Genomic DNA, 22,131 nt, shown 5'->3' with positions numbered 1-22,131 from the left:
TGATTGAGATTGATGGCACCGAAAATAAAAGTAAACTGGGCGCAAACGCCACGCTTGCCGTTTCTATGGCTGCCGCAAAAGCTGCCGCGCAGGAAGCGGGCCTGCCATTGTACCGTTATATAGGCGGCACTAACGCACATATTCTTCCTATGCCTTTAATGAATATTTTAAACGGCGGCGTACATGCTGATAATAAAATAGATTACCAGGAATATATGATTGTGCCTGTGGGCGCCGATACTTTTAGCGAAGGCCTGCGCTGGGGCGTTGAAATCTTTCATAAACTTAAAAGTGTTTTAAAGAAAAAAGGCTACAGCACCAACGTGGGGGATGAAGGTGGTTTTGCGCCCGATATTCAAAGCAATGAAGAAGCCATTGAAACTGTGTTGCAGGCAATTGAAGATGCAGGTTATAAAGCAGGTTCACAAATTGGTATTGCCTTGGATGCGGCAAGCAGCGAAATGATGAAAGATGGCAAAAGCTATACATTTTATAAAAGCTCAAAGAAAGTAATCACCAGCGATGAATTGGTGGCTTACTGGACAGAATGGGTGAATAAATATCCTATTATTTCCATTGAAGACGGCATGGCCGAAGAAGATTGGGACGGCTGGAAAAAATTAACAGATGCCATTGGCAGCAAAGTTCAACTGGTGGGCGACGATCTTTTTGTAACCAACACTAAAATTTTGCAACGCGGTATTGACAATGGAATTGCCAACAGCATTTTAATTAAAGTAAACCAGATTGGTACGGTTACAGAAACAATCAACGCAGTACAACTGGCGCAAAACAGTGGTTATACCACCATTATGAGCCATCGCAGCGGCGAAACAGAAGATACCACTATTGCTGATTTAGCGGTTGCTTTAAATTGCGGCCAGATTAAAACCGGTTCAGCTTCCCGCACCGACCGTATGGCTAAATACAACCAGTTATTGCGTATTGAAGAAGAATTAGGCAAGAGCGGCGTTTACCCGAAAGGAAAAATTAAGTTCGCCAAATAATTATTCACATATTCACACGTTAGTATTAATCGTTGGCAGAAGTTGTACTTTTATTCTGTTAACGATTTTTTTATTATGGGAACAGCAAAAAGCACCATCAGGTTTTTCAGAAATAAATATCTTATTGTCTTAACGGCATTTGCCATTTTAATGCTGTTTATAGATCATAATGATATTTTTCAGCAGTTGGAACGCCGCAAACAATTAAATGAACTGCTTGCCAGCAAAGCATTTTACGAAAAAAAGATAGAGCAAACCAAAAAGAATCTCTCCGATCTTCAGCATAACGCCGCAGCGCTTGAAAAATATGCCAGGGAAAACTATTATTTAAAAAGAGATAATGAAGACCTCTTTATAGTGCCATCCACAGCGGGTGACCAAAAAAATAATGGGGCAAACAATAATTAGAACATTGCTGCCGTTTAATCAATAGTTCTTATCAAGTACCTGTAAGAAAACTGGTAATAAATTCGTTCACCAAAAAATTTGAGCTATGCCAAATTTTACACCTGAAGACTTATTGTTATACCTGGCCGGAGAGTTGAATGAAGCGCAAAACGAAACCATTGAGGAAGAGTTAAAGACCAACTGGGTTTTGCGTGAAAAATTCAATGTGCTGAAAGAAGCGGGCAAACGTGTTGATGCTATGAAGCTGCAGTCTCCTGCAAAACAAACATTGCAAAATATTATGCGTTATGCCATGCGCAAGCCGGTGAAGGCATAAATTTAACTGTTGAAAAAAATCTGTTCATGACTAATTTCGTGGCCACGAACAGATTTTTTTATGACACGTAAAGAGCGGTTTCAATTTTGTATTGACTATTTTGAAGAACATTTTCCCATCGCCGAAACTGAACTGGAATATAAAAACCCTTATCAATTATTGGTAGCTGTAATTCTTTCTGCCCAGTGCACTGATAAGCGTGTAAACCTTACCACACCCGCCATCTTTCAAAAATATCCTTCTGCCAAAGCATTATCCGAAGCAAGCTTTGAAGAATTGTTTCCATATATAAAAAGTATTTCTTATCCTAACAATAAAACCAAACATTTAATAGGCATGGCGCAAATGCTCATAAATGATTTTGGCGGCGAAGTGCCTATGACGGTGGAAGAATTAATGAAGCTGCCCGGCGTTGGCCGTAAAACCGCCAATGTAATTACTTCGGTTGTGGATAAGCAGCCAAATATGGCCGTGGATACACATGTGTTTCGGGTGGCGGCAAGAATTGGTTTAACGGTGAATGCAAAGACACCGTTGGCCACAGAAAAACAGTTGATTGCTTTTATTCCAAGAGAACTTATCCATAAAGCGCATCACTGGCTTATTTTGCATGGCAGGTATATATGCGTGGCAAGAAACCCCAAATGTGGTGAATGCGGTTTAAAGCCCGCATGTAAATATTATAATGCTGTTATAAAGAAAAAAATGGCAGAAAAACACTAAGCTTAATTGTCGCCGTTAATTCACTGCTTTTTTTAATTTAATATTCAGGTCAATAAAAATCTTTTCCGTTTCTATCATCATTTTAAGCTCATGGCTTTCCGGGTAAATGAGTTTTAATCTCCTGGAGATATTCTGCAAAATCACGTTCCGGCCATTGGTAAGCGACGATGTTTCTATAGGTTTTGTCCAGGCCAGCTTTATATTAATCACTTCATTCTGCACAGCAATAATTATGTTGAGCATGGGCTCTTTAATAGCATAACTGCACAGTTGTTTAAAAGCATTTTCAACAAGCGGCAGAATTATAAAAGAGGCAATGGTTTCATTGGCAAAAGAGCCATGCACCGAACAGTTTACACGAATCTCTTTTTCGGCGGTTAGCTTTTCAAGATCAATATACTGCTGCAGCAATTCAATCTCTTTTCGCAGCGGCACTTTGGATGAAGTGTTCTCATATAAAATATACAACAGTAAATGCCTTATTTTTTTCATAGATTGTGCAGCTACCAACGGCCGTTCGTTAGCAATTATTTCCATACGGGTTAAAAGATCGGTAAGAAAGGCTGGCTGAATAGCTTTTTCCTCGTCGGGCTTAAGTTTCAGTTTCTCCTGTTCAAGCAGGTCAAGCTCCTGCTGTTTTATATAATAAAGTTTGCCAAGCTTAATAGAAGCGGCCACACATCCTTCCATATTTATCTGGCTGAATAAAAGAAAAAAATCAGAAGGATAAAGCTTATAACTGCCAACTTCCAGCTTCATGCCAAACAAGCCCCGTATATGTGGCACTACATATTTTGCATTGAGATAATAAAAAAGTATAAAGGCGAGACTTGCTAAAAGCCATAAAAACAACATGCCTGCATACCTGCCTTTATGCAGGAATTTCGGGAACAGGTAATAAATAATAAAGTAACAGAAACACATATCAAGTGGTGTGGTTTCCGCCACTTCAACAAATGCAGCAAAAAAACTTTTTCCAAACCCCCATCTTGGCTCCATAACTATAGCCGACATGAGCGCATAATATACTATCCACAAAAACCAAAACACAGCATGCCTGCTTAAGCGATAGTTTGGATTATTGGAAAAGATAAAAGGATGAATCTTCATCTGCTATAAAAAATTGGGTATGGTAAAGTAAATTGAATTTTTAATCCGGCTCTAAAAAAAGTACAGGTGGTAAAAACCACCCGTAGTTGTCTAAAATGAGAAAAAAAATTCAACCCTTATACCTCAAACTTATAATACAGCTGTTGGTAAAATTTCTTAAACATTACCAAAGCATGATTTTTTTATACCGAAGCCTGCGTTTGGCAAGTTTAAGTTGTCTTACAAAGGAAAGACGGTTTAATTTTCAATTACGCCGTTTGTAACTATTAACTTTTTAATTACGATATCTTAAATAAATATTACGTTACCAATAAGCTAAAATGGACACCGCTGCATCTATATTATTTTCTGCAAAGCCAGGAACCTTTTTAAAAAAAGACCTGGCAGTAAAGCTTATAGCAGTGCCAGTGCTGGCAGTACTAATAGTAAACGTTTCGAAAATAATAACCAATAACCGCTATAACTTTTTACAATTGTCGCTTATATATGCCTACTTCATCAGCCTGGCATGGCTTATATGGGAAGGCAATATGCGGCTGCTGCTGTTTCTTAAAGCTAATTTCAGGATGTCCTCAAAAGAATATTATAAAGCCGTTCTTGCTTTATATGGCTTTATTATTTTATATACAAGCTTTATTGCAACAGGTGGCCTCTTTTTATGGCTTAATTTTTCAAAGGAAGATTATTCATCTTATGGAAAAATTTTTCCTGCCGTTATCATTATAGTTATTACGGCTTTGTTTATCGCTAATCTGTATGAGATGTTTTATCTTAAAGCACAACAACAGGATATAGAGAAAAGAGCAGAGCAGTTAAACATAGCTAAAACCCATGCAGAGCTGGTTGCACTGAAAAACCAGATAGATCCCCATTTTCTTTTTAACTCACTTAACACTTTATCTTACCTTATTTCCTCAGATCCGCAAAATGCCCGTTTATATAACGATACGCTGGCAAAAGTTTATCGCTATATTTTAGTAAGCAGGGAAAAAAACCTGGTATCAGCAGCGGATGAACTTGAATTTTTAAGCAATTTTTTTTATTTATTGAAAATAAGGTTTGACAAAGCTGTAAATATGGTTATTGAAATAAAAAGCATGTCAACTGAAGAAGTTTTTCTTCCGCCTATTTCGTTGCAGGTTTTATTGGAAAATGCCATAAAGCATAATGAAGTTAGTTGTGCAAACCCGCTTTTGATAAATGTAATTCTCGCATCAAATTATATCATAATAAGAAACCGCATCGTTAAAAAATCTTATGAGCAGCCATCAACAGGTACCGGCTTACATAACCTTGATAACAGGTATAAATTATTAACCGGTAAAAACATAATTGTTTACAAAAACAATGATTATTTCACTGTTAAACTGCCCATCATATACCCACAGATGTAACTTATATAAAATTGAAAAAGCATGAAAGTATTTATAGCAGAAGACGAATTACCGGCGCTTGAAAATTTAAAAATGTGCTTAAACAGCGTTGGTAATAATATTGAAATTGCAGGTACTGCAGGTAGCGTTATGCAAAGCCTTCAGTGGTTAAATACACATCCATTGCCTGATTTAATATTGATGGACATTCATCTTTCAGATGGATTATCGTTTCATATTTTTAAAGAAGGCCAGGTAAACTGTCCTATCATTTTTACAACGGCTTACGACAAATACATGATTGAAGCTTTTGAATATAACTGTATAGATTATTTATTAAAGCCTGTAGATGCCGGCAGGCTTTCAGCAGCATTGAATAAATATAAAAACCTGCAGCAGCATTTTATTAATAATTACTCTTCCATTATTGATTACCTGCAAACCAGCAAAAAAAATAAATCGAGGATTATTGTAAAAAAAGGAACTGAATTTTTAAGCTTGAAGCTAGACGATATACTTTATTTTTTTACAGAGCATAAACTCGTTTTTGCAGTGGATAAAGACAACCGGAAATTTTTATGCGAAACAGGTTCATTAGCTGATGTTGAAGCCATGCTTGATGAAACAAAGTTCTTCAGGGCAAACAGAAAGTATATCGTAAACGCAGATTATATTACCAAGTTTAAAAGCATCGACAAAAGCAAGATAAATGTGGAACTTGTTTTGCCTTTAAATGAAGAGATAATTGTAAGCCAGGAAAATGCCGCTTCTTTTAAGAAATGGATAAGTGAGGTTTAAATGCCGGCCGGGCGAAACTCAACTTCCTTTATACCGCTGGTATTATTCAGCGATTCTACAAAGCTGAGCACTGCTTTATTAGACATACTGCGGTTAATTCTTATTTCAACCGCATAAATATTATCTTCTTTAGCGTTGAAAAACTTTAAATGATTATAAGCAATGCTATTCGCGTTCAGCATTGTTTCCAGTTGTGATAAAGAAATCTTCTCGCGGTTAAGCTTTAACTGTATTTCGGTTTGTCTTCTTTCAACTATTAATTTCTTTTTATAAGGCTTGATAACAACAAGTATAATTAAAACCAAAACAGTTGCTGCGCCTGCCGCAAAATAAAGGCCACCGCCTATGGCAAGGCCTATGCCCGCAACTGTCCATAAACCTGCCGCTGTTGTAAGACCCTTAACCACTTCATGCTTTAAAAACAAAATAGTGCCCGCGCCTAAAAAACCAATGCCGCTTACAACCTGTGCCGCCACACGTGATGGATCTAAAGAAATATGCCCTTCCATTTGAACGCCCGTAAAACCATACGCGGAAACAATCATTATTAAAGCTGAGCCAAGGCAAACAAGCATGTGTGTGCGCAAGCCGGCAGCCCATTCATAGCGTTGCCTGTCAATACCAACAGCACCGCCTAAAACGGCTGCGAGAAATAGTCTTAAAATAATTTCCTGCCATGTAATCATCATACTAAATTAAAAAAGATTATCGCATTAAGCAGTTTAACCATTATCAACAAAGCCGGGATATAAGGTCATGCCGCCATCTACAAATAATGTTGTACCCGTTATATATTCAGCGTCATCACTTGCCAGCCACACGGCAGCTTTTGCTACATCTTCCGGCACACCTATTCTTTTATATGGAATAAGTTCTAACAGTTTGTCCCTGTCTTGTTTTGTATCCCATGCATCTTCATTAATAGGCGTTTTAATAGCGCCGGGCGCTATGCTGTTTATACGGATTTTATTCGGCGCAAATTCCTGGGCAATGGATTTCATCATCAGCATGATGCCACCTTTACTGGCTGCATAATTTGCATGCCCGGCCCAGGGAATAACTTCATGTACACTACTCATGCAAATTATCTTTCCAATACTTTTTGATTTGCCGTTATCACCCCTGCGTAAAAATTCTTTTATGGCTTCACGTGCACATAAAAACTGGCCTGTCAGGTTTATTCCTATTACAAGATTCCAGTCGTCCAAACTCATTTCTGTAAATTTCGCATCCTTTTGCAAGCCTGCATTATTTACAAGTATATCAACCGTGCCGAATTGCGCAACTACATCGGCAAACATTTTTATTACTTCATCTTCTTTGCTTACATCACATTGATAGCTGACAGCTTTGCCGCCATTGCTAATAATATCATTAACGATAACATCAGTTTTGGACTTTGACGAAGCCCTTGGATAATTTACAATTACAGTGGCACCTGCTTCGGCAAAAGCTTTGGCACAACCGGCACCAATGCCGGAACTTGCACCAGTGATAACAGCAACCTGCTTATCTAATTTCTTGTCCATATCAAACTGTTCATTAAATAACACGTAATCAAAACAACTATAATGCCCAATCAATTGGCTGCTGTTTCTGTTTCACGAGGTATTCATTTGTTTTGCTGAAATGCCGGCAGCCAAAAAAGCCTTTATCAGCACTATAAGGAGAAGGATGTGCGGCTTTTAACACATGATGCTTGCTTTGATCTATCAGTTCCTGCTTCTGATGTGCAAATGCGCCCCATAACAAAAAAACAATGCCTTCTTTCTCGTCAGATACTTTTTTTATTACAGCATCTGTAAACTGGTGCCAGCCAATCTTTGCATGAGAATTTGGCTCACCTGCACGCACAGTTAAAGCAGCGTTTAATAACATAACACCTTGCGCTGCCCATGGTGTTAAATCGCCGGTGGTGGGTATGGGTATGCCAACATCATTATGTAATTCTTTAAAAATATTAATAAGTGAAGGCGGTTGCCGTATGCCCTTTGGAACGGAGAAAGATAAGCCCATTGCCTGCCCCTGGCCATGATAAGGGTCTTGTCCTAACAAAAGGACTTTTACTTTATTAAACGGTGTTTTATCAAAAGCATTAAAAATTAATGATCCGGGTGGGTAAATGATCTTGCCCTGCGCCCTTTCTGTTTTAAGAAAGGCCACTATATTTTCAAAGTAAGATTTGGAGAACTCAGCCTGTAAAACTTTCTTCCAGCTTTCTTCTATTTTAACATGCATGCTGTGTGTTTTAGGTTTGGATGCAAACTAATTAAAAATTACTTTTGCGGCGTTTATGCTAATGGTCCGGTAGCTCAGTTGAATAGAGCAACAGCCTTCTAAGCTGTGGGTCACAGGTTTGAATCCTGTCCGGATCACTTCAAGCCTCTTGTATAAGAGGCTTTTTTATTACACCTGCATATTGCTATATATTTTTTAGCGCTAAACTCAACAAATATTATATCGTTCCACAATTGATATTGAGAGAAGGCTGACTGAACATAATTACGGCAAAGAGAAATTTACCAAAACAGGAATGGACTTTAGTTTATAAAAAAATATTATCAGAATTAAAACCGCGAAGCAAAGAGAGCTTTACATTAGAAAATGAAAAGCAGGCTGTTTATTAAAAAACTGGTTAGCTCAGTTAAATAGTGTATCCCGATTTCCAATCGGGGGTTCACAGGTTTGAATCCTGTCCGGATCACTTCAAGCCTCTTGCATAGGAGGTTTTTTATGGTGTTTTAGGAAGGCAACTGAACAAAATTGTAAAAAACAATGCGGTTGAAGTGTATTTATTCAACCGCATCATTTATCAGAGGCCGTTACTTAATTGTTCTTATTTCCGGATCTTCTTTATCTTTTTGATTATTTTCTTCTGCCTTTTCTTCTATTTTATGCATTAATGAAGAAAGAGGCCCCTCCATGTGCTCCTGCGGATCGGTTGTGTTTAACGTTTCAGGATCGGGTTTGCTGCCAGCATTCTTATTGGAATTATCAGGCTGTACCTTTTCTCTTTTTTCGTCTGCCATAATTTGTGTTTACCTTATATTCAACAAACTTTTTGCCAGCCTTATAACCCTTTAAATATTTAAACAACTAAATACCATTTCTATATCCATGTTATTTCTTTTAAAACTCCGTTTGATGTAGAATTAAATGGGCAAAACAAAACATAGGATACAACCGGCATGATAAGTTTTTTCACACAGGAATGCACATAGTGAGATTCCATGCGACCATTGAAAAAAAACAAACTTGCACGGATGAAAATGCATTTCATTTATATTGCAACTCAATAAATGCAGCACATAATATGAAAGCAAAAACCGGTGTATCGCTGGCTATAATGATGTTCCTGGAATACTTTGTTTGGGGTGCGTGGTATGTAACCATGGGCACATACATGGGTGAAAATTTACATTCAACAGGTTTGCAGATTGGCGCAGCCTTCAGTGCTTTGGCTATTGCCACCATGATCTCTCCTTTCTTTATCGGTATGATTGCAGATCGCTATTTCGCTGCTCAAAAAATAATGGGTGTATTTCATATTATAGGTGGCGCATTATTACTATTCGCAACAAAAGTTACATATAACACGGCCTTTTACTGGATCATATTGCTGTATTCTTTGTTATATATGCCAACCATTGCATTGAGCAACAGCGTGGCTTTTCATCAAATGACAGACCCCGGCAAACAGTTTCCATGGATTCGTGTGTTCGGAACGCTCGGCTGGATTGTTGCCGGCTTATTAATAGGTTACCTTGGCATTGAAAAAACGGCTAGTACATTTTATATGGCAGCCGGCGTATCTGTGCTGCTTGGCTTATTCAGTTTTGTTTTACCCGACACCCCGCCCAAGGGAAAAAGTGCCGATGCAAGCGCTTCATCCGCATTGGGCACACAGGCATTTGTATTGTTTAAAAATACTTCCTACACCATCTTCTTTGTTGCAGCCATTCTTGTATGCATACCGCTTTCATTTTATTATGGTTTTGCTAATCCGTTTTTAAATGAAGTGGGCATGAATAATGCTGCCGGCAAAATGATCCTGGGACAGGTTTCAGAAGGAGTATTCATTCTTGCCATACCATTTTTGTTTAACAGTATTGGCGTAAAGAAAATGCTGTTGCTGGGCATGACCGCCTGGATACTGCGCTACATTTGTTTTGCCTATGGAAATGTGGGTGCTAATGAATGGATGTTATATGCCGGCATAATTTTACACGGCGTGTGTTATGACTTCTTTTTCGTAACAGGTTATATGTACACAGAAAAAAAGGCAGGTGAAAAAATTAAAAATGCAGCCCAGGGTTTGTTTACGTTTGCAACTTATGGCGTGGGTATGTTTATAGGCACATGGTTTTCCGGCGTTATAGTGGACAAGCACATTATAAGCCCGGAACATCACGACTGGACAAAGATTTGGTATGTACCTGCCTACATCGCCATTGGCGTTTTAATTTATTTCCTGTTGTTCTTCAGGGAGAAGAAAGATGCTGAGAAAGCTGCCGGCTATTAGCAAGGGGTAAGCCGTCCTTGCAGCGTGAAGCATGTAACTTGCAGACAAAAAATAAAAATCCATCTGTTATGATAGTTCGTTTATGGCATGGGAAAACATCAACGGAAAATGCGGAAGCGTATATGAATTATATAATGCAAACCGGCGTTAAAGATTATCGTGCTACACCTGGAAACCTGAATGCACAGGTTTGGCAAAAACAGGATGGCGATATTACGCATATATGGACAGTTTCGTGGTGGGTGAATATTGAAAGTATTCGCGCCTTTGCCGGGAAGGATTATGAAAAGGCAAAATATTATAAGGAAGATAAAAAATATTTGCTGGAGCTTGAACCCACAGTGCAGCACTATGAATGTTTTGGTGAGATAAGATGAAACAGATTTATTAACAGAATTGGAATTGCTGCTTAGCGGGTTATACGTGTATGAATACAGATGGCGGATTATCGCATAAACTGCATGGCCTCGATCATTTGCGTGCTTTTGCAATTACCTACGTTTTTCTTTATCATTACGGGAGGTTTTTTCCGCATCCGGAATGGACAAATACACTAACCAGGTTTGGATGGAGCGGCGTTGATTTATTTTTTGTATTGAGCGGATATCTAATTGCTGCGCAACTCTTCAAATCAATTGCTACATACAAAACCATTTCACTAAGGGATTTTTTCATTAAGCGTTTTTTCAGGATCATTCCCATTTATCTTGTTACGGTTGCCTTATATTTCCTATTTCCTTTTGTACGGGAACGCGAATCACCAGCCCCTCTCTGGAAGTACTTAACCTTTACACAAAACATTAATCTTGATATTGCCAAACAGGGCACATTTTCGCATAGCTGGAGTTTATGTATTGAAGAGCAGTTTTATTTATTGCTGCCGTTTATATTATTGGGGTTGATGAAGCTTAAACTTTTTAAAAAAGCTTACTGGCTTTTGGCGGTTTTATTTATTAGCGGGCTGGCCGTAAGAATTGTGTTGCATTCAAACCTGGAATCGGATAATGATTGGCTAACCTGGTATAAATGGATTTATTTTCCCACCTGGAGCAGGCTTGATGGTTTACTCGTTGGTGTTAGCATTGCAGCCTTGTTACAATTCAGGCCAGCTCTTAGCAAGAAAATCCTGGCGCATGAAAAAATCTTACTCCTAACCGGTGTTATCATTTTTGCAGTTAGCCATTATATATGCAGCAACCAAATAAGTTTTAGTTCATCTGTATTTGGGTTGCCGCTTACAGATATTGGCTATGGTCTTATTGTTCTTAGCGCTTTAAGCCCGCAAAGTTTTCTGTATAAATTTGAATCTAAAATAACTTCGAAAATTGCAACATTATCTTATGGTATATATCTCATTCATAAAATGGCAGTGCATGTGGCACAACCGCAATTGATAAAGCTTGACATAAAAGCTGAAAGCAATTTCATGTTTATACTTTGTGCAGTTATTGTTTTTATGATTGCCTTATTATTGAATGAAATAATTGAAAAACCCTTTCTAAAACTTCGCAGCCGGTTATTATCAAAAAAATTTATTTAAAACAATAAAACCAGCGCAAGAAAGCGCTGGTTTTTCTGAAACGAACAGCCCACCCTTTTACTGCTTTATCATCTGGCCACGTATTTCTCCACCAGTGTGAGCCGCTGTATGTATGTTTACATAGAACTTATCTTCAAGCAGGTCTTCTTCTTCATCTTCGTCAACTATAGCGCTGGCTTCAAGCGTTCCGCTTGTTGAGGCTGCAAAACCAGTGATAGGTATTTCAACATCGCCCGGTTCGCCAATGTCAGCTTTGTGAAAATGCATAGCAGTGGGTGCCCCTGTTAAACCAGACCATGTAAGTGTGTACTTTAATTCATTTGTGTTTTTATCATAAGTAGCCGTGCAGCTGCCTGTGCCGGCTTCTCCGGTTGGCGGTGTTTCCTGCGATTGATCAAGCGAAGTGCTGAATTTAATAGAATTATTATCAGGGTTATCATGGTCTTTACTGCATGCGCAAAAACAAATTATTGTTGCGACAATGATTGTAAAAACAGGCTGACTCTTTCTAAATTTTAGTTTCATAAAAATTACTTTTATAGTAAAACTAAAATTCAAGGCAAATGGTTGCCAAATGTGTGCATCAAAATTCTGTTATCTGGTTATAACAGGTTGAGATAAATAAAACGATACAGGCATTAAATACAACTGCAGTTAAATTCTAAAAAGGGAGTTTGTTTGAGATAGGCAGGTTTGGGTATTGTATAAAATAAAAAAAGCAACAGAAATTAACTTACTAACCCTGTTGCTTTTTAAACAAAACCGTTAAGTCTTGTTTAGTTTTTGGCTTGAACCGGAGTCCGCTGCCGTTTTTTGATTTTCAGGCTCTTACTTTCCGTTTCATGGCTTTCGGCCGAAGCCTTTCACCGTTCAACTTCCAGTCTTCGCCTTCCAATCTAAGATTTTACTCTTTGCCGCTGTCTTGCTGCAACCACCACCGAAATGCTGGTCAGTACCAAGCAACCGCATTAAATTCAATCTTGTCATGTAAATATACTATCGAAAAAAAGCCAATTCCAAATTTTTTTTCTTTCTTTTACGCACGTGTTTTATACCCTAAAAGCAGGTAATTTCATCACTTATAAACATATTTTTGAAAGGATATAAACATTATTAAACGAAATTGCTTTATCATCAATTAAAACCAATTTTTATGCTAAGAATTGCTATGCTCGGTTCAGGTTTTATAGGCCGCTTTTATGCTGATTCCATACAGGGCCAGCGAAGTAAAGATAAGATTATAAGCATCTATGCCCGCAAAGAAGTAAACGCCAAAAAGTTTGCAGAAGATTATCACTGCGAACATTATACATCAAACATGGAGGAAGCCATTGCGCATCCTGACGTAGATGTGGTTTGCATAGCCCTGCCAAACAATGTGCATGAAGATGCTGTTATGCTTTGCTGCAAACATAAAAAACCTGTTGTTACCACAAAACCTTTGGGCCGCAATGGCGCCGAAGCATTACGCATGCTGAAAGCAGTAGAGGAAGCCGGCATTTTTAATGGTTACCTGGAAGATCTCGTGTATACACCCAAATTTTTAAAAGCGCATGACAGTGTAAAAAATGGCGCTTTGGGAAGAATACTATGGGCCAAATCAAGGGAAACGCATCCCGGCCCGCACAGCGACTGGTTCTGGAATATTGAACTGGCAGGCGGCGGCTGTATTCTTGACCTGGGTTGTCATTGCATTGAAATAACAAGAAGTTTTATAGGAAAAGATATTAAACCGGTTGAAGTAATGTGCTGGGCAGATACACAGGTAAAACCTATTGAAGCCGAAGATCATGCCATTGGTTTGATAAAGTATGAAAACGGGGCTGTTGGCCAGTTTGAAGTAAGCTGGACGTTTCGCGGCGGCATGGATTTGCGCGACGAAGTAATGGGCACCGAAGGGACGATATGGATCAACAATTTTTTACGCACCGGCATGGAGATGTTTACAACGGGCAAAGGCGCTGATTACGTAGCGGAAAAGGCGGAAAGCACTACTGGCTGGCTGTTCCCGGTTGGCGATGAAGTAAATGATCTTGGTTACAACCACATGTTCACCGATATGTTCCGCAGTATAGAAGAAGGCAAATTGCCACAGGAAACTTTTTATGATGGTTATGTGGTGAATGCCATTATTGATGCAGCCTATAAATCAGCCAAAACAAAATTGTGGGAACCGGTAAACCTTGAAGTTTGGCGCGGACAGGAGGGTTTATCAAAAGCAAGCAACCTTGTTGATTACGATGAAGACAATTACCTGGTGAAAGAAGAAATGACACATTACGGCGCTAAAAAACTGATTCTTAAGAATAAGAAAACCGGGGCATTTGAAGAAAGGATATTAGAGAAATGATTTAAACCTGCTTGGGTTTTTAACCTGGCAGGTTTTCGCTTATTTTGCAGGCCTTGAAGTTTTAAAATTTCAAGGCTTTTTTATATGCATACAACACGCATTAACCTCTGGAGCAGCCCCCGCAATATTTCTACGGCCATGATGTACGCCTTTGCGCAGCGCAGTGATACCGTTGTGTTTGATGAACCTTTATATGCGCATTATTTAAAATCAACCGGCATTATTCACCCGGGTAATGATGAGATTCTGCAATCACAGAATGACAATGGAGAAAAAGTAATAGAAGAAATCATCTTAGCTGATTATGAAAAGCCTGTTGCATTCTTCAAACAAATGACACACCATTTGGAGCACATAAGCCTTGATTTTTTAGCACAAACAAAAAATATCATTTTTATACGCAACTCCAAACAAATTATAGCCTCTTATGCACAGGTAATTAAAAATGTTACCATGCAGGATGTGGGCATAATGAAGCAGTGGTGGTTGTTTAATTATCTAAAAGAAAAAAACCTTTCCTGCATTGTGCTCGATTCAAATGAAATACTTAAATCGCCCGGAAATGTACTGCAGCAATTATGTGCAGCTTTAGGAATTCTATACGATGAAAATATGCTGCACTGGCCTGCAGGCCCCAAAACTTATGATGGCGTGTGGGCAAAATACTGGTATGATAACGTGCATCAGTCAACAGGTTTTTCAAAACAAAAAACAAGCGAACGCGAACTGCCTTCTTATCTCAAAGCATTGTATGAAGAAAGCAAGGTTTATTATGAACAGCTTTATCCTTATTCCATAAAAGCCGTTTAACTTAGCTTAGTCCGATAACCAATTGCATTATTTATGTTTTATATACAGTAACCGCGTTCTTAATTAACCATCATACTACTTCAAATAACTATGCAACAAAAATTTTATCCGCAAAACGAAAACATACAGGTCTTCATTAAAGACAAATTATATCCCCGCAGCGAAGCAAAGATCTCCGTGTTCGACAGTGCTGTTCAAGGTGGTGACGCTGTTTGGGAAGGCCTTAGAATTTACGAAGGCAAAGTGTTTTGCCTGAATGAACACATCAATCGCTTACAGGCCTCTGCACACACATTGGCTTTTGCTGATATTCCTTCAAAAGAATTTGTGAGAGATGCTATTTTTCAAACCTTAAAAGCCAATAATTTTTATAACGATGCGCATATCCGGTTAACGCTTACCCGCGGCGAGAAAATTACTTCCGGCATGGATCCGCGTTTGAATCAGTTTGGCAGTTGTTTAATTGTGCTGGCCGAATATAAACCGCCGGTATATGATAATGCCAATGGCATTAAATTAATCACTTCACACACGCGCCGTAACTCGCCGATGCACCTCGATTCAAAAATTCATCATAACAACCTTCTCAATAATATTCTTGCAAAAATTGAAGCCAATTATTGCGGGGCTGACGATGCCATCATGCTCGACAATCTTGGCTTTGTTGCTGAAACAAATGCCTGTAATATTTTTATGGTAAAAGATGGCTTACTTCTTACGCCAAATGCAGATGCCTGTTTGCCGGGCATCACGAGAACTAATGTTATAAAGCTTGCCCAAAAGCTGAATATTCCTGTGTCATTAAAAAACATTTCGATTGCAGAATTTTATAATGCGGATGAAGTTTTTACAACCGGCACTATGGGCGAGCTCACACCTGTAAGAGAAATTGATGGCAGGATTATTCAGAATAAATCCAATTCAACCATACGCGAACAATTGTATAAAGCTTATAAAGAACTTACAGAAAAAGAAGGTGAGAAGATTATATAATTATATGGAATGAAAACTTTTTCTGCAGAAATATTTATCATCGGCATCAATCCTTATGTGTTTGTACCGGAAGATATTTTGCAATACCTGTTTAAAAAAGCGGGAAAAGAAAAAGGGCATATCCCGGTTCGCCTCGTTATCAATAAACAAAAATTCATTCAGCATCTCGTAAAGTATGCCGGTAAATGGCGGCTTTACCTTAACATGCCTATGCGCAAAGCGGCAGGCATGGATGTAGGGGATATCATCATTATAAAAATTGATTTTGATGAAACGCAACGCATAACACCCATGCATTCCAGGTTTGATGCTGCATTAAAGAAAAATAAAAAGGCGGCGGCTGTTTTTAACGGCCTGTCGCCTTATATGCAAAAAGAAATTCTTCGCTATCCCAACAACCTTAAAACAGAAGAAGCATTGAATAAAAATGTTCAGCGCGCAGTAAATTTTTTATTGGGCAAAGAAAGATTTATCGGAAGGGATAAACCTTAAAGATCTTTTATTTATTGCCACAAATGCAGATGAAAATCCGTGGCTTTTTATTTAAGACCGCTAATCGAAAAATACCGGTTTGACGCTTTGAAGCGTCTGGCCGTCTTAGCCCTAAATCAGTCATGTTAATTTCGGAAATCCGTGTTGAGATTTCATAAAACCTTTTGAAGTAAGCATTTTTCCTTATGGTTGGAGAGCTTGTCCCGATATTTTGTAGGGGAACGAAGTCTAATTCAACTCGGCCTTCAGAAACTTAGCCGTATGGCTTTCTTTATTCTTTACCAAATCTTCCGGTGTGCCTTCAAACAAAATCCTGCCGCCGCCATCGCCGCCTTCAGGCCCAAGATCAATTACATGATCAGCCACTTTAATGACATCAAGATTGTGTTCAATAACAAGTACCGTATTACCACGATCAACCAGTTTATTCAAAACATCTAACAAGTGCTGAATATCTTCAAAATGCAAACCGGTTGTGGGCTCATCCAATATATAAAATGTTTTGCCTGTATCGCGTTTGCTCAATTCCGTTGCCAGCTTTACGCGCTGCGCTTCACCGCCGCTTAGTGTTACAGCGCTTTGTCCAAGCGTTATATAACCCAACCCCACTTCTTCCAGCACTTTTATTTTACGATAGATATATGGCACTGCCTGGAAAAACTCAACCGCCTCTTCTACCGTCATATTCAGTACATCGGAAATGGATTTTCCTTTATACCGTATTTCCAGTGTTTCGCGGTTATAACGTTTACCATTACATTTTTCACATGGCACATACACATCAGGCAAAAAATTCATTTCAATCACACGCATGCCGCCACCCTCACATACATCGCATCTTCCGCTTTTTACATTGAATGAAAAACGGCCTGCATTATAGCCACGTATTTTTGCTTCGGGCACCGAGGCAAACAAAGTTCTTATATCGGTAAAGAAGCCGCAGTAAGTTGCCGGATTGCTTCGCGGCGTTCTGCCAATTGGCGACTGGTCAATTTCAATTACTTTATCAATATTTTCCAGGCCCTTTATGCTTTTATATTCTAAAGGATTTGTTTTAGAATTAAATGCATGCTGGGATAAAATTGGATACAATGTTTCATTAATCAATGTTGATTTACCACTGCCGCTAACACCGGTTACCACAATAAATTTTCCTAACGGAAATGTGGCATCTACATTTTTTAAATTATTGCCTTTGGCGCCTTTTAATATCAGCTTTTTACCATTGCCTTTCCTGCGTTCGGCCGGCACTGCGATGGTATGAACACCATTAAGATAACCTGCTGTAAGCGTATTCAGTTTCAGCATTTGCCTGGGATCGCCTTCTGCCACTACCCTGCCGCCATGATAACCGGCCTTCGGGCCAATATCAATCAAATAATCCGCAGCGAGCATAATGTCTTTATCATGCTCCACAACCAACACACTGTTGCCAATGTCACGCAGGTCCTGCAATGCAGTAATTAAACGATGATTGTCGCGCTGGTGCAAACCAATAGAAGGTTCATCCAATATATAGGTAATGCCCTGCAGTTGGGAACCAATTTGAGTTGCCAGGCGTATGCGCTGGCTTTCGCCGCCGCTCAATGTTTTTGAAGGCCTGTTTAGCGTAAGATAGGTCAAGCCAACATTCAGTAAAAAAGTTAAGCGTTCACGTATTTCCTTAATTACATCTTTTGCAATAGTTCGCTGTTTATTATCGAGCCTCAATTCAATGCCATCAAACCATGCATACAGTTTATCCAGATTCATTTCACTCAACTCAGAAATATTTTTTCTATCTATCAAAAACCAAAGGCTTTCTTTTTTCAGGCGGGCACCATTGCAGGAAGGACAGGTTTTAAGCGTCATATATTTCTGTACCCAGTCGCGCAAGGCTTCTGTGCTGTAAGAAGAAGCGAACCACCGTTTCAGCATTGGAATAATACCTTCATAACTTCCCGTATATTCGTTGGGAACAGTTTCGTCATCTGTGTTTACTTCAAGCGTAGCATTAATATTTTTATCACCATACAGCAAAAGGTTTAGATGATCTTCAGGTAATTTTTCTACGGCTATATCCAGCTTTATTTTATTCTTTTTTGCAAAAGTCTCCACCTGCTGAAATACGCTGGCATCCCTTTCCTCGCCTAAAGGTATAAGGGCGCCTTCTCGAACTGATTTTGACCGGTCAGGCAACACCAGGTCCATATCTATTGTAAACACGCTGCCTAATCCCTTACAGGTTGGACAAGCGCCATATGGCGAGTTAAATGAAAATGAATTGGGTGAAGGTTCTTCATAAGAAAGACCTGTATCTGCGCACATTAACTGCTTACTGTAAGACGTTATTTCCGCATCGCCTTCAACATGCACAAACATTAAATCTTTACCCATTTTTAATGTTTGCTGAACGCTCTGGCTTAACCGGTGGCGGAAGCTATCTGTTACTTTCAAACGGTCAACCACCACTTCAATGTCGTGAATTTTATAGCGGTCCACCTGCATTTTGGGCGTAATATCTTTTATCTCCCCATCAACCCTCACTTTTACAAAACCTTTCTTTCGTATTTCTTCAAAAAGTTCGCGGTAATGGCCTTTACGTCCGCGAACCAGTGGCGCCAGTAAAGAAATTTTTTCGTTATCAAACCGCTGAAAAATATTGTTTACAATTTCTTCTTCGCTCCATTTTACCATTTTTTTGCCCGTATTGTAACTGAAGGCTTCGCCAATGCGTGCATACAACAGGCGCATAAAATCATACACTTCTGTTACGGTGCCAACGGTTGAACGCGGGTTTTTATTGGTAGTTTTTTGTTCAATGGAAATTACGGGCGAGAGACCTGTTATCTTATCCACATCGGGTCTTTCCATTTCGCCAATAAACTGCCGGGCATAGGCACCAAAAGTTTCCATATAACGGCGCTGGCCTTCGGCATAAATAGTATCAAAAGCCAGCGACGATTTACCGCTGCCGCTTATACCGGTTATAACCACCAGCTTATTTTTGGGAATATTGATGTCGATATTCTTAAGATTGTGCGCCCTTGCTCCGTAAACTTCTATTATTTCTTCGGGTGAATATCCCGGGTTTTCCTTATTCTCAGCCATAATGAAGATGCCGAAATTACAACAATCTGCTTTTCTATTTTGTTATTATTGCCTTACCGCAGCCATCGGGAATAGGCATATAGCTGATATTGGTAAGGCTGTAAAATTCTATCACAGCCTGGCGGGCGATTTTATTAAGATCGTTATTAAAATCATGCACAAATATGTAGCCTTTGTTTTCCAGCCTGGGATAAAAAAACTGCAAACTGCTAAGCAGTGGTTTGTATAAATTGGCATCGAGACTAACGAAGCAAAACCTGTTATCCACATCCGCGGCCGATTCAGGAAAATATCCCTTTTTCACAATACAGTTCTGCGGATATTTCATCTTTCCTAAAATCAATTCAACACTTGTGTCTGAAAAATCCTGTTCGCCGCTTGGAAAATGGTTTTGTTTTTCTGCGGGATATCATTTTGACGAAGCCTTCAATGTATCAAAGAGATATAGTTTCCGGTCAGAAAAAAGCTGGTTTAGCCTTTTTGCAAATTCGCCTTTATATGCACCCAATTCAGCCACATTGCCCTGAACATTATTTCTTATGAGCTCTATGACAAAGGTTCCAGTGTTGTATATCATACAAAATCAAGGTTATAACCAGGTTCCTGTTTAAAGGATGAATCAAACTGCAGTAATTTTGATAAATGCAATTTACGGGAAGCTAAAAACCTGGCTACTGGTTGATAAAAGTTTCAGGTTAGCATGCATGTTCTAATATAAGCCGTTTAAAATGAGCGTATATCCCATAGCAATAAAAATGCCCGAAAATATGTGAGAATATTTTTTAAAGAAAAATAAAGGCTGGTTTACCTTCTGCTAAAAACAGGATTTTATAATTGCCGGAAAAGCAGCCCTGGTGTATTATTTACGCTTAAAATCTATCGTCTTAATAGGATTTATGCCCGTCAAACCGTACATTCGCGCAAACTAAAAAAAACATAGCGCAATGGAAGTTGTAAAAAACATCGTATGGCACGCTGCCACCATCAACAAAGAAGACCGTCACCGTATGAACGGCCACAAATCTGCAATCCTTTGGTACACTGGCCTGTCCGGCGCCGGGAAATCCACCCTCGCCAACAAGGTTGAAGAAAAATTATATGAAAGGGGTTATCATACCTATGTATTGGATGGAGATAATATTCGCATGGGCTTAAACAAAGGCCTTGGTTTTACGGCTGATGACCGTAAGGAAAATATCCGCAGGATTGGTGAGGTTGCTAAATTATTTGTTGATGCCGGTGTTTTGGTTTCCACTGCTTTCGTTTCGCCTTATATTGAAGACCGCGAAATGGTGCGCGCCCTGGTGAAAGAAGGTGAATTTGTTGAAGTTTATGTAGCCGCTTCACTGGAAGTGTGCGAAAGCCGCGATACAAAAGGTTTGTATAAAAAGGCCCGCGCCGGTGAAATAAAAAACTTTACAGGCATCAGCGACCCATATGAAGCACCTGCAAACCCTGAATTAACAGTTGACACGGGCAGCCAGACACTGGACGAAAGCGCCCAAACAGTTATCAACTACCTGGAAGAAAAAGGCTACATTCAAAAAGCATAAATCAATTCACCAACAAAAAAATAATATAGTATGAATCAACCACATGGCGGTACGCTGGTTAACAAAATTGCTACAGGCGCCCGTAAAGATGAACTGGAAGCTAAAGCAAAAAATCTTTTCCAGCTAACGATTGAAAACCGTTACGCAGCCGATGTTGAAATGATAGCAATCGGCGCATTCAGCCCTATTACAGGCTTTATGGGCAAAGCAGACTGCGAATCTGTTATTGAAAATATGAAATTAACAAACGGTCTTGCATGGGGCATTCCTATTCCATTACCTGCAGGCGACCAGTTTGATAAAATAAAGGAAGGCGAAGAAATTGCATTGCTGGATCAGGAAGGCCGTGTTTTAGCCGTAATGACTGTTGACGAGAAATTCGAACTTGATCTCGATAATTTCGCTCAAAAATGCTTTGGTACAACTGAAGACCAGCATCCTGGTGTTGCTGCCATCAGGCGCGGCGGCAATAAATACATTGCAGGCCCGCTGGAAATGGTAAACAGGCCGCTTCGCAAAGAAGATATCGATGCCAAATATTTCCTCGATCCTTCAGAAACACGCGCTGAATTTGAAAAACGCGGCTGGAAAACTATCGTGGCTTTCCAAACACGTAATCCTATTCACCGCGCACATGAATATTTAATTAAATGCGCCCAGGAAATTGTGGACGGCGCCATGATCCACCCGCTTGTTGGTGAAACAAAAAGCGATGACATTCCTGCTCCTGTGCGTATGAAATGCTACGAAGTGTTGATTGAAAATTATTTCAATCCGGATAACACGACACTGGCCGTATTGCCTACCGCTATGCGTTATGCAGGCCCGCGTGAAGCCATCAATCATACATTATTGCGTAAGAATTATGGTTGCACACACATGATCATCGGCCGCGACCACGCGGGTGTGGGTAATTATTACGGCACGTACGATGCCCAAAAGATCATGGATAAAGTGGGTCCGGAAATGGGCATGGAGATTTTAAAGTTTGAGCATACGTTCTGGTGTAAAAACACAGACTGTATGGCCAGCAATAAAACAGCTCC

Annotated in this window: 23 protein-coding genes and 2 tRNA genes; 17 read left to right on the top strand and 8 right to left on the bottom strand. The window is 39.4% G+C overall.

Going from position 1 to position 22,131, the window contains the following annotated elements; all coding sequences use genetic code 11:
* The 4 genes from eno to nth form a co-directional block, all read left to right on the top strand.
* Window positions 1–1,007 (top strand): phosphopyruvate hydratase (gene eno / locus ACTHN6_RS20215; RefSeq protein ID WP_440437593.1); only part of this gene is annotated, 1,007 nt, incomplete at its 5' end.
* 75 nt (window positions 1,008–1,082) lie between these two features.
* Window positions 1,083–1,415 carry an FtsB family cell division protein gene (locus tag ACTHN6_RS20210; protein WP_440437592.1) on the top strand — a complete coding sequence of 111 codons (333 nt, stop codon included), beginning with the start codon at window positions 1,083–1,085 and terminating at the stop codon, window positions 1,413–1,415.
* 85 nt (window positions 1,416–1,500) lie between these two features.
* Complete coding sequence (locus ACTHN6_RS20205; protein ID WP_440437591.1) at window positions 1,501–1,731, top strand: hypothetical protein; 231 nt, start codon at window positions 1,501–1,503, stop codon at window positions 1,729–1,731.
* 60 nt (window positions 1,732–1,791) lie between these two features.
* Window positions 1,792–2,454 (top strand): endonuclease III, encoded by a 663-nt coding sequence (nth, locus tag ACTHN6_RS20200; RefSeq protein ID WP_440437590.1) that lies wholly within the window; start codon window positions 1,792–1,794, stop codon window positions 2,452–2,454.
* Window positions 2,455–2,469: 15 nt separating this feature from the next.
* Here nth and ACTHN6_RS20195 read toward each other — a convergent pair whose 3' ends face one another.
* A complete protein-coding gene (locus ACTHN6_RS20195; protein WP_440437589.1) occupies window positions 2,470–3,564 on the bottom strand; it encodes a histidine kinase in 1,095 nt (364 codons plus the stop codon).
* Between the two features lie 320 nt (window positions 3,565–3,884).
* Between ACTHN6_RS20195 and ACTHN6_RS20190 the strand changes: the two genes are divergently transcribed.
* Together ACTHN6_RS20190 and ACTHN6_RS20185 are read left to right on the top strand one after the other, a co-directional pair.
* Entirely contained in the window at window positions 3,885–4,958 is a 1,074-nt protein-coding gene (locus tag ACTHN6_RS20190) for a sensor histidine kinase (RefSeq protein WP_440437588.1), read from the top strand.
* Window positions 4,959–4,979: 21 nt separating this feature from the next.
* Window positions 4,980–5,735: a LytR/AlgR family response regulator transcription factor gene (locus tag ACTHN6_RS20185; protein WP_440437587.1), complete on the top strand. Its 756-nt coding sequence runs from the start codon at window positions 4,980–4,982 to the stop codon at window positions 5,733–5,735.
* Here ACTHN6_RS20185 and ACTHN6_RS20180 read toward each other — a convergent pair.
* Genes ACTHN6_RS20180 through ung form a run of 3 tightly spaced genes read right to left on the bottom strand, consistent with a single transcriptional unit; the run spans window position 5,732 to window position 7,973 of the window.
* Window positions 5,732–6,424 carry an MgtC/SapB family protein gene (locus ACTHN6_RS20180; protein ID WP_440437586.1) on the bottom strand — a complete coding sequence of 231 codons (693 nt, stop codon included), beginning with the start codon at window positions 6,422–6,424 and terminating at the stop codon, window positions 5,732–5,734. The two genes, ACTHN6_RS20185 and ACTHN6_RS20180, sit on opposite strands and share 4 nt — an antisense overlap.
* A gap of 33 nt (window positions 6,425–6,457) precedes the next feature.
* Window positions 6,458–7,264 (bottom strand): SDR family oxidoreductase, encoded by an 807-nt coding sequence (locus ACTHN6_RS20175; RefSeq protein WP_440437585.1) that lies wholly within the window; start codon window positions 7,262–7,264, stop codon window positions 6,458–6,460.
* Window positions 7,265–7,301: 37 nt separating this feature from the next.
* Window positions 7,302–7,973: a uracil-DNA glycosylase gene (ung, locus tag ACTHN6_RS20170; RefSeq protein ID WP_440437584.1), complete on the bottom strand. Its 672-nt coding sequence runs from the start codon at window positions 7,971–7,973 to the stop codon at window positions 7,302–7,304.
* 63 nt (window positions 7,974–8,036) lie between these two features.
* Here ung and ACTHN6_RS20165 point away from each other — a divergent pair.
* Together ACTHN6_RS20165 and ACTHN6_RS20160 are read left to right on the top strand one after the other, a co-directional pair.
* Window positions 8,037–8,110: transfer RNA gene (locus ACTHN6_RS20165), tRNA-Arg, on the top strand.
* 258 nt (window positions 8,111–8,368) lie between these two features.
* Window positions 8,369–8,439, top strand: a tRNA-Gly gene (locus ACTHN6_RS20160).
* 118 nt (window positions 8,440–8,557) lie between these two features.
* Here ACTHN6_RS20160 and ACTHN6_RS20155 read toward each other — a convergent pair.
* A complete protein-coding gene (locus ACTHN6_RS20155) occupies window positions 8,558–8,764 on the bottom strand; it encodes a hypothetical protein (RefSeq protein ID WP_440437583.1) in 207 nt (68 codons plus the stop codon).
* A 284-nt stretch (window positions 8,765–9,048) separates the two neighbouring features.
* On the opposite strand from ACTHN6_RS20155, the gene ACTHN6_RS20150 reads away from it, so the two are divergent.
* The 3 genes from ACTHN6_RS20150 (at window position 9,049) to ACTHN6_RS20140 (ending at window position 11,797) form a co-directional block, all read left to right on the top strand.
* The gene (locus ACTHN6_RS20150; protein ID WP_440437582.1) at window positions 9,049–10,257 is read left to right on the top strand and encodes a nucleoside permease; all 1,209 of its coding nucleotides are present in this window, start codon (window positions 9,049–9,051) and stop codon (window positions 10,255–10,257) included.
* A gap of 68 nt (window positions 10,258–10,325) precedes the next feature.
* A complete protein-coding gene (locus ACTHN6_RS20145; protein WP_440437581.1) occupies window positions 10,326–10,634 on the top strand; it encodes an antibiotic biosynthesis monooxygenase in 309 nt (102 codons plus the stop codon).
* A 50-nt stretch (window positions 10,635–10,684) separates the two neighbouring features.
* On the top strand, window positions 10,685–11,797 hold the full coding sequence (locus ACTHN6_RS20140) for an acyltransferase family protein (RefSeq protein ID WP_440437580.1): 1,113 nt from the start codon (window positions 10,685–10,687) through the stop codon (window positions 11,795–11,797).
* A 57-nt stretch (window positions 11,798–11,854) separates the two neighbouring features.
* Here the strand turns inward: ACTHN6_RS20140 and ACTHN6_RS20135 are convergent, their stop codons facing one another.
* On the bottom strand, window positions 11,855–12,322 hold the full coding sequence (locus ACTHN6_RS20135) for a CHRD domain-containing protein (protein WP_440437579.1): 468 nt from the start codon (window positions 12,320–12,322) through the stop codon (window positions 11,855–11,857).
* 628 nt (window positions 12,323–12,950) lie between these two features.
* On the opposite strand from ACTHN6_RS20135, the gene ACTHN6_RS20130 reads away from it, so the two are divergent.
* The 4 genes from ACTHN6_RS20130 (at window position 12,951) to ACTHN6_RS20115 (ending at window position 16,442) form a co-directional block, all read left to right on the top strand.
* Window positions 12,951–14,147, top strand: coding sequence for a Gfo/Idh/MocA family protein (locus ACTHN6_RS20130; protein WP_440437578.1), 1,197 nt, complete (start codon window positions 12,951–12,953; stop codon window positions 14,145–14,147).
* 84 nt (window positions 14,148–14,231) lie between these two features.
* Window positions 14,232–14,957, top strand: a complete 726-nt coding sequence (locus ACTHN6_RS20125; RefSeq protein WP_440437577.1) for a hypothetical protein — start codon at window positions 14,232–14,234, stop codon at window positions 14,955–14,957.
* Between the two features lie 90 nt (window positions 14,958–15,047).
* Window positions 15,048–15,950, top strand: coding sequence for an aminotransferase class IV (locus ACTHN6_RS20120; RefSeq protein WP_440437576.1), 903 nt, complete (start codon window positions 15,048–15,050; stop codon window positions 15,948–15,950).
* A 9-nt stretch (window positions 15,951–15,959) separates the two neighbouring features.
* Window positions 15,960–16,442: a YdeI/OmpD-associated family protein gene (locus ACTHN6_RS20115; RefSeq protein WP_440437575.1), complete on the top strand. Its 483-nt coding sequence runs from the start codon at window positions 15,960–15,962 to the stop codon at window positions 16,440–16,442.
* 228 nt (window positions 16,443–16,670) lie between these two features.
* Here the strand turns inward: ACTHN6_RS20115 and uvrA are convergent, their stop codons facing one another.
* On the bottom strand, window positions 16,671–19,532 hold the full coding sequence (uvrA, locus tag ACTHN6_RS20110; RefSeq protein WP_440437574.1) for an excinuclease ABC subunit UvrA: 2,862 nt from the start codon (window positions 19,530–19,532) through the stop codon (window positions 16,671–16,673).
* A 34-nt stretch (window positions 19,533–19,566) separates the two neighbouring features.
* Window positions 19,567–19,860, bottom strand: coding sequence for a TylF/MycF/NovP-related O-methyltransferase (locus ACTHN6_RS20105; RefSeq protein WP_440437573.1), 294 nt, complete (start codon window positions 19,858–19,860; stop codon window positions 19,567–19,569).
* Between the two features lie 616 nt (window positions 19,861–20,476).
* On the opposite strand from ACTHN6_RS20105, the gene cysC reads away from it, so the two are divergent.
* The gene (gene cysC, locus ACTHN6_RS20100; protein ID WP_440437572.1) at window positions 20,477–21,085 is read left to right on the top strand and encodes an adenylyl-sulfate kinase; all 609 of its coding nucleotides are present in this window, start codon (window positions 20,477–20,479) and stop codon (window positions 21,083–21,085) included.
* A gap of 30 nt (window positions 21,086–21,115) precedes the next feature.
* On the top strand, window positions 21,116–22,131 hold a 1,016-nt coding region (gene sat / locus ACTHN6_RS20095; protein ID WP_440437571.1), incomplete at its 3' end, for a sulfate adenylyltransferase.

Source organism: Parafilimonas sp., from assembly GCF_051953455.1.
Classification (GTDB): domain Bacteria; phylum Bacteroidota; class Bacteroidia; order Chitinophagales; family Chitinophagaceae; genus Parafilimonas.
Note: the sequence above shows the minus strand (reverse complement) of the source record. Positions and strands in the feature narration are given on the sequence as shown.

What these genes read in the sequence shown, in the direction of transcription:
- ACTHN6_RS20125 (WP_440437577.1), top strand. Translation starts at nt 14,232, where the DNA reads ATGCATACAACACGCATTAACCTCTGGAGCAGCCCCCGCAATATTTCT.
- cysC (WP_440437572.1), top strand. Translation starts at nt 20,477, where the DNA reads ATGGAAGTTGTAAAAAACATCGTATGGCACGCTGCCACCATCAACAAA.
- ACTHN6_RS20205 (WP_440437591.1), top strand. Translation starts at nt 1,501, where the DNA reads ATGCCAAATTTTACACCTGAAGACTTATTGTTATACCTGGCCGGAGAG.
- ACTHN6_RS20180 (WP_440437586.1), bottom strand. Translation starts at nt 6,424, where the DNA reads ATGATGATTACATGGCAGGAAATTATTTTAAGACTATTTCTCGCAGCC.
- ACTHN6_RS20145 (WP_440437581.1), top strand. Translation starts at nt 10,326, where the DNA reads ATGATAGTTCGTTTATGGCATGGGAAAACATCAACGGAAAATGCGGAA.
- ACTHN6_RS20175 (WP_440437585.1), bottom strand. Translation starts at nt 7,264, where the DNA reads ATGGACAAGAAATTAGATAAGCAGGTTGCTGTTATCACTGGTGCAAGT.
- ACTHN6_RS20130 (WP_440437578.1), top strand. Translation starts at nt 12,951, where the DNA reads ATGCTAAGAATTGCTATGCTCGGTTCAGGTTTTATAGGCCGCTTTTAT.
- ACTHN6_RS20150 (WP_440437582.1), top strand. Translation starts at nt 9,049, where the DNA reads ATGAAAGCAAAAACCGGTGTATCGCTGGCTATAATGATGTTCCTGGAA.
- ACTHN6_RS20195 (WP_440437589.1), bottom strand. Translation starts at nt 3,564, where the DNA reads ATGAAGATTCATCCTTTTATCTTTTCCAATAATCCAAACTATCGCTTA.
- uvrA (WP_440437574.1), bottom strand. Translation starts at nt 19,532, where the DNA reads ATGGCTGAGAATAAGGAAAACCCGGGATATTCACCCGAAGAAATAATA.
- ACTHN6_RS20210 (WP_440437592.1), top strand. Translation starts at nt 1,083, where the DNA reads ATGGGAACAGCAAAAAGCACCATCAGGTTTTTCAGAAATAAATATCTT.
- nth (WP_440437590.1), top strand. Translation starts at nt 1,792, where the DNA reads ATGACACGTAAAGAGCGGTTTCAATTTTGTATTGACTATTTTGAAGAA.
- ACTHN6_RS20135 (WP_440437579.1), bottom strand. Translation starts at nt 12,322, where the DNA reads ATGAAACTAAAATTTAGAAAGAGTCAGCCTGTTTTTACAATCATTGTC.
- ACTHN6_RS20185 (WP_440437587.1), top strand. Translation starts at nt 4,980, where the DNA reads ATGAAAGTATTTATAGCAGAAGACGAATTACCGGCGCTTGAAAATTTA.
- ACTHN6_RS20155 (WP_440437583.1), bottom strand. Translation starts at nt 8,764, where the DNA reads ATGGCAGACGAAAAAAGAGAAAAGGTACAGCCTGATAATTCCAATAAG.
- ung (WP_440437584.1), bottom strand. Translation starts at nt 7,973, where the DNA reads ATGCATGTTAAAATAGAAGAAAGCTGGAAGAAAGTTTTACAGGCTGAG.
- ACTHN6_RS20120 (WP_440437576.1), top strand. Translation starts at nt 15,048, where the DNA reads ATGCAACAAAAATTTTATCCGCAAAACGAAAACATACAGGTCTTCATT.
- ACTHN6_RS20115 (WP_440437575.1), top strand. Translation starts at nt 15,960, where the DNA reads ATGAAAACTTTTTCTGCAGAAATATTTATCATCGGCATCAATCCTTAT.
- ACTHN6_RS20190 (WP_440437588.1), top strand. Translation starts at nt 3,885, where the DNA reads ATGGACACCGCTGCATCTATATTATTTTCTGCAAAGCCAGGAACCTTT.
- ACTHN6_RS20140 (WP_440437580.1), top strand. Translation starts at nt 10,685, where the DNA reads ATGAATACAGATGGCGGATTATCGCATAAACTGCATGGCCTCGATCAT.
- ACTHN6_RS20105 (WP_440437573.1), bottom strand. Translation starts at nt 19,860, where the DNA reads ATGAAATATCCGCAGAACTGTATTGTGAAAAAGGGATATTTTCCTGAA.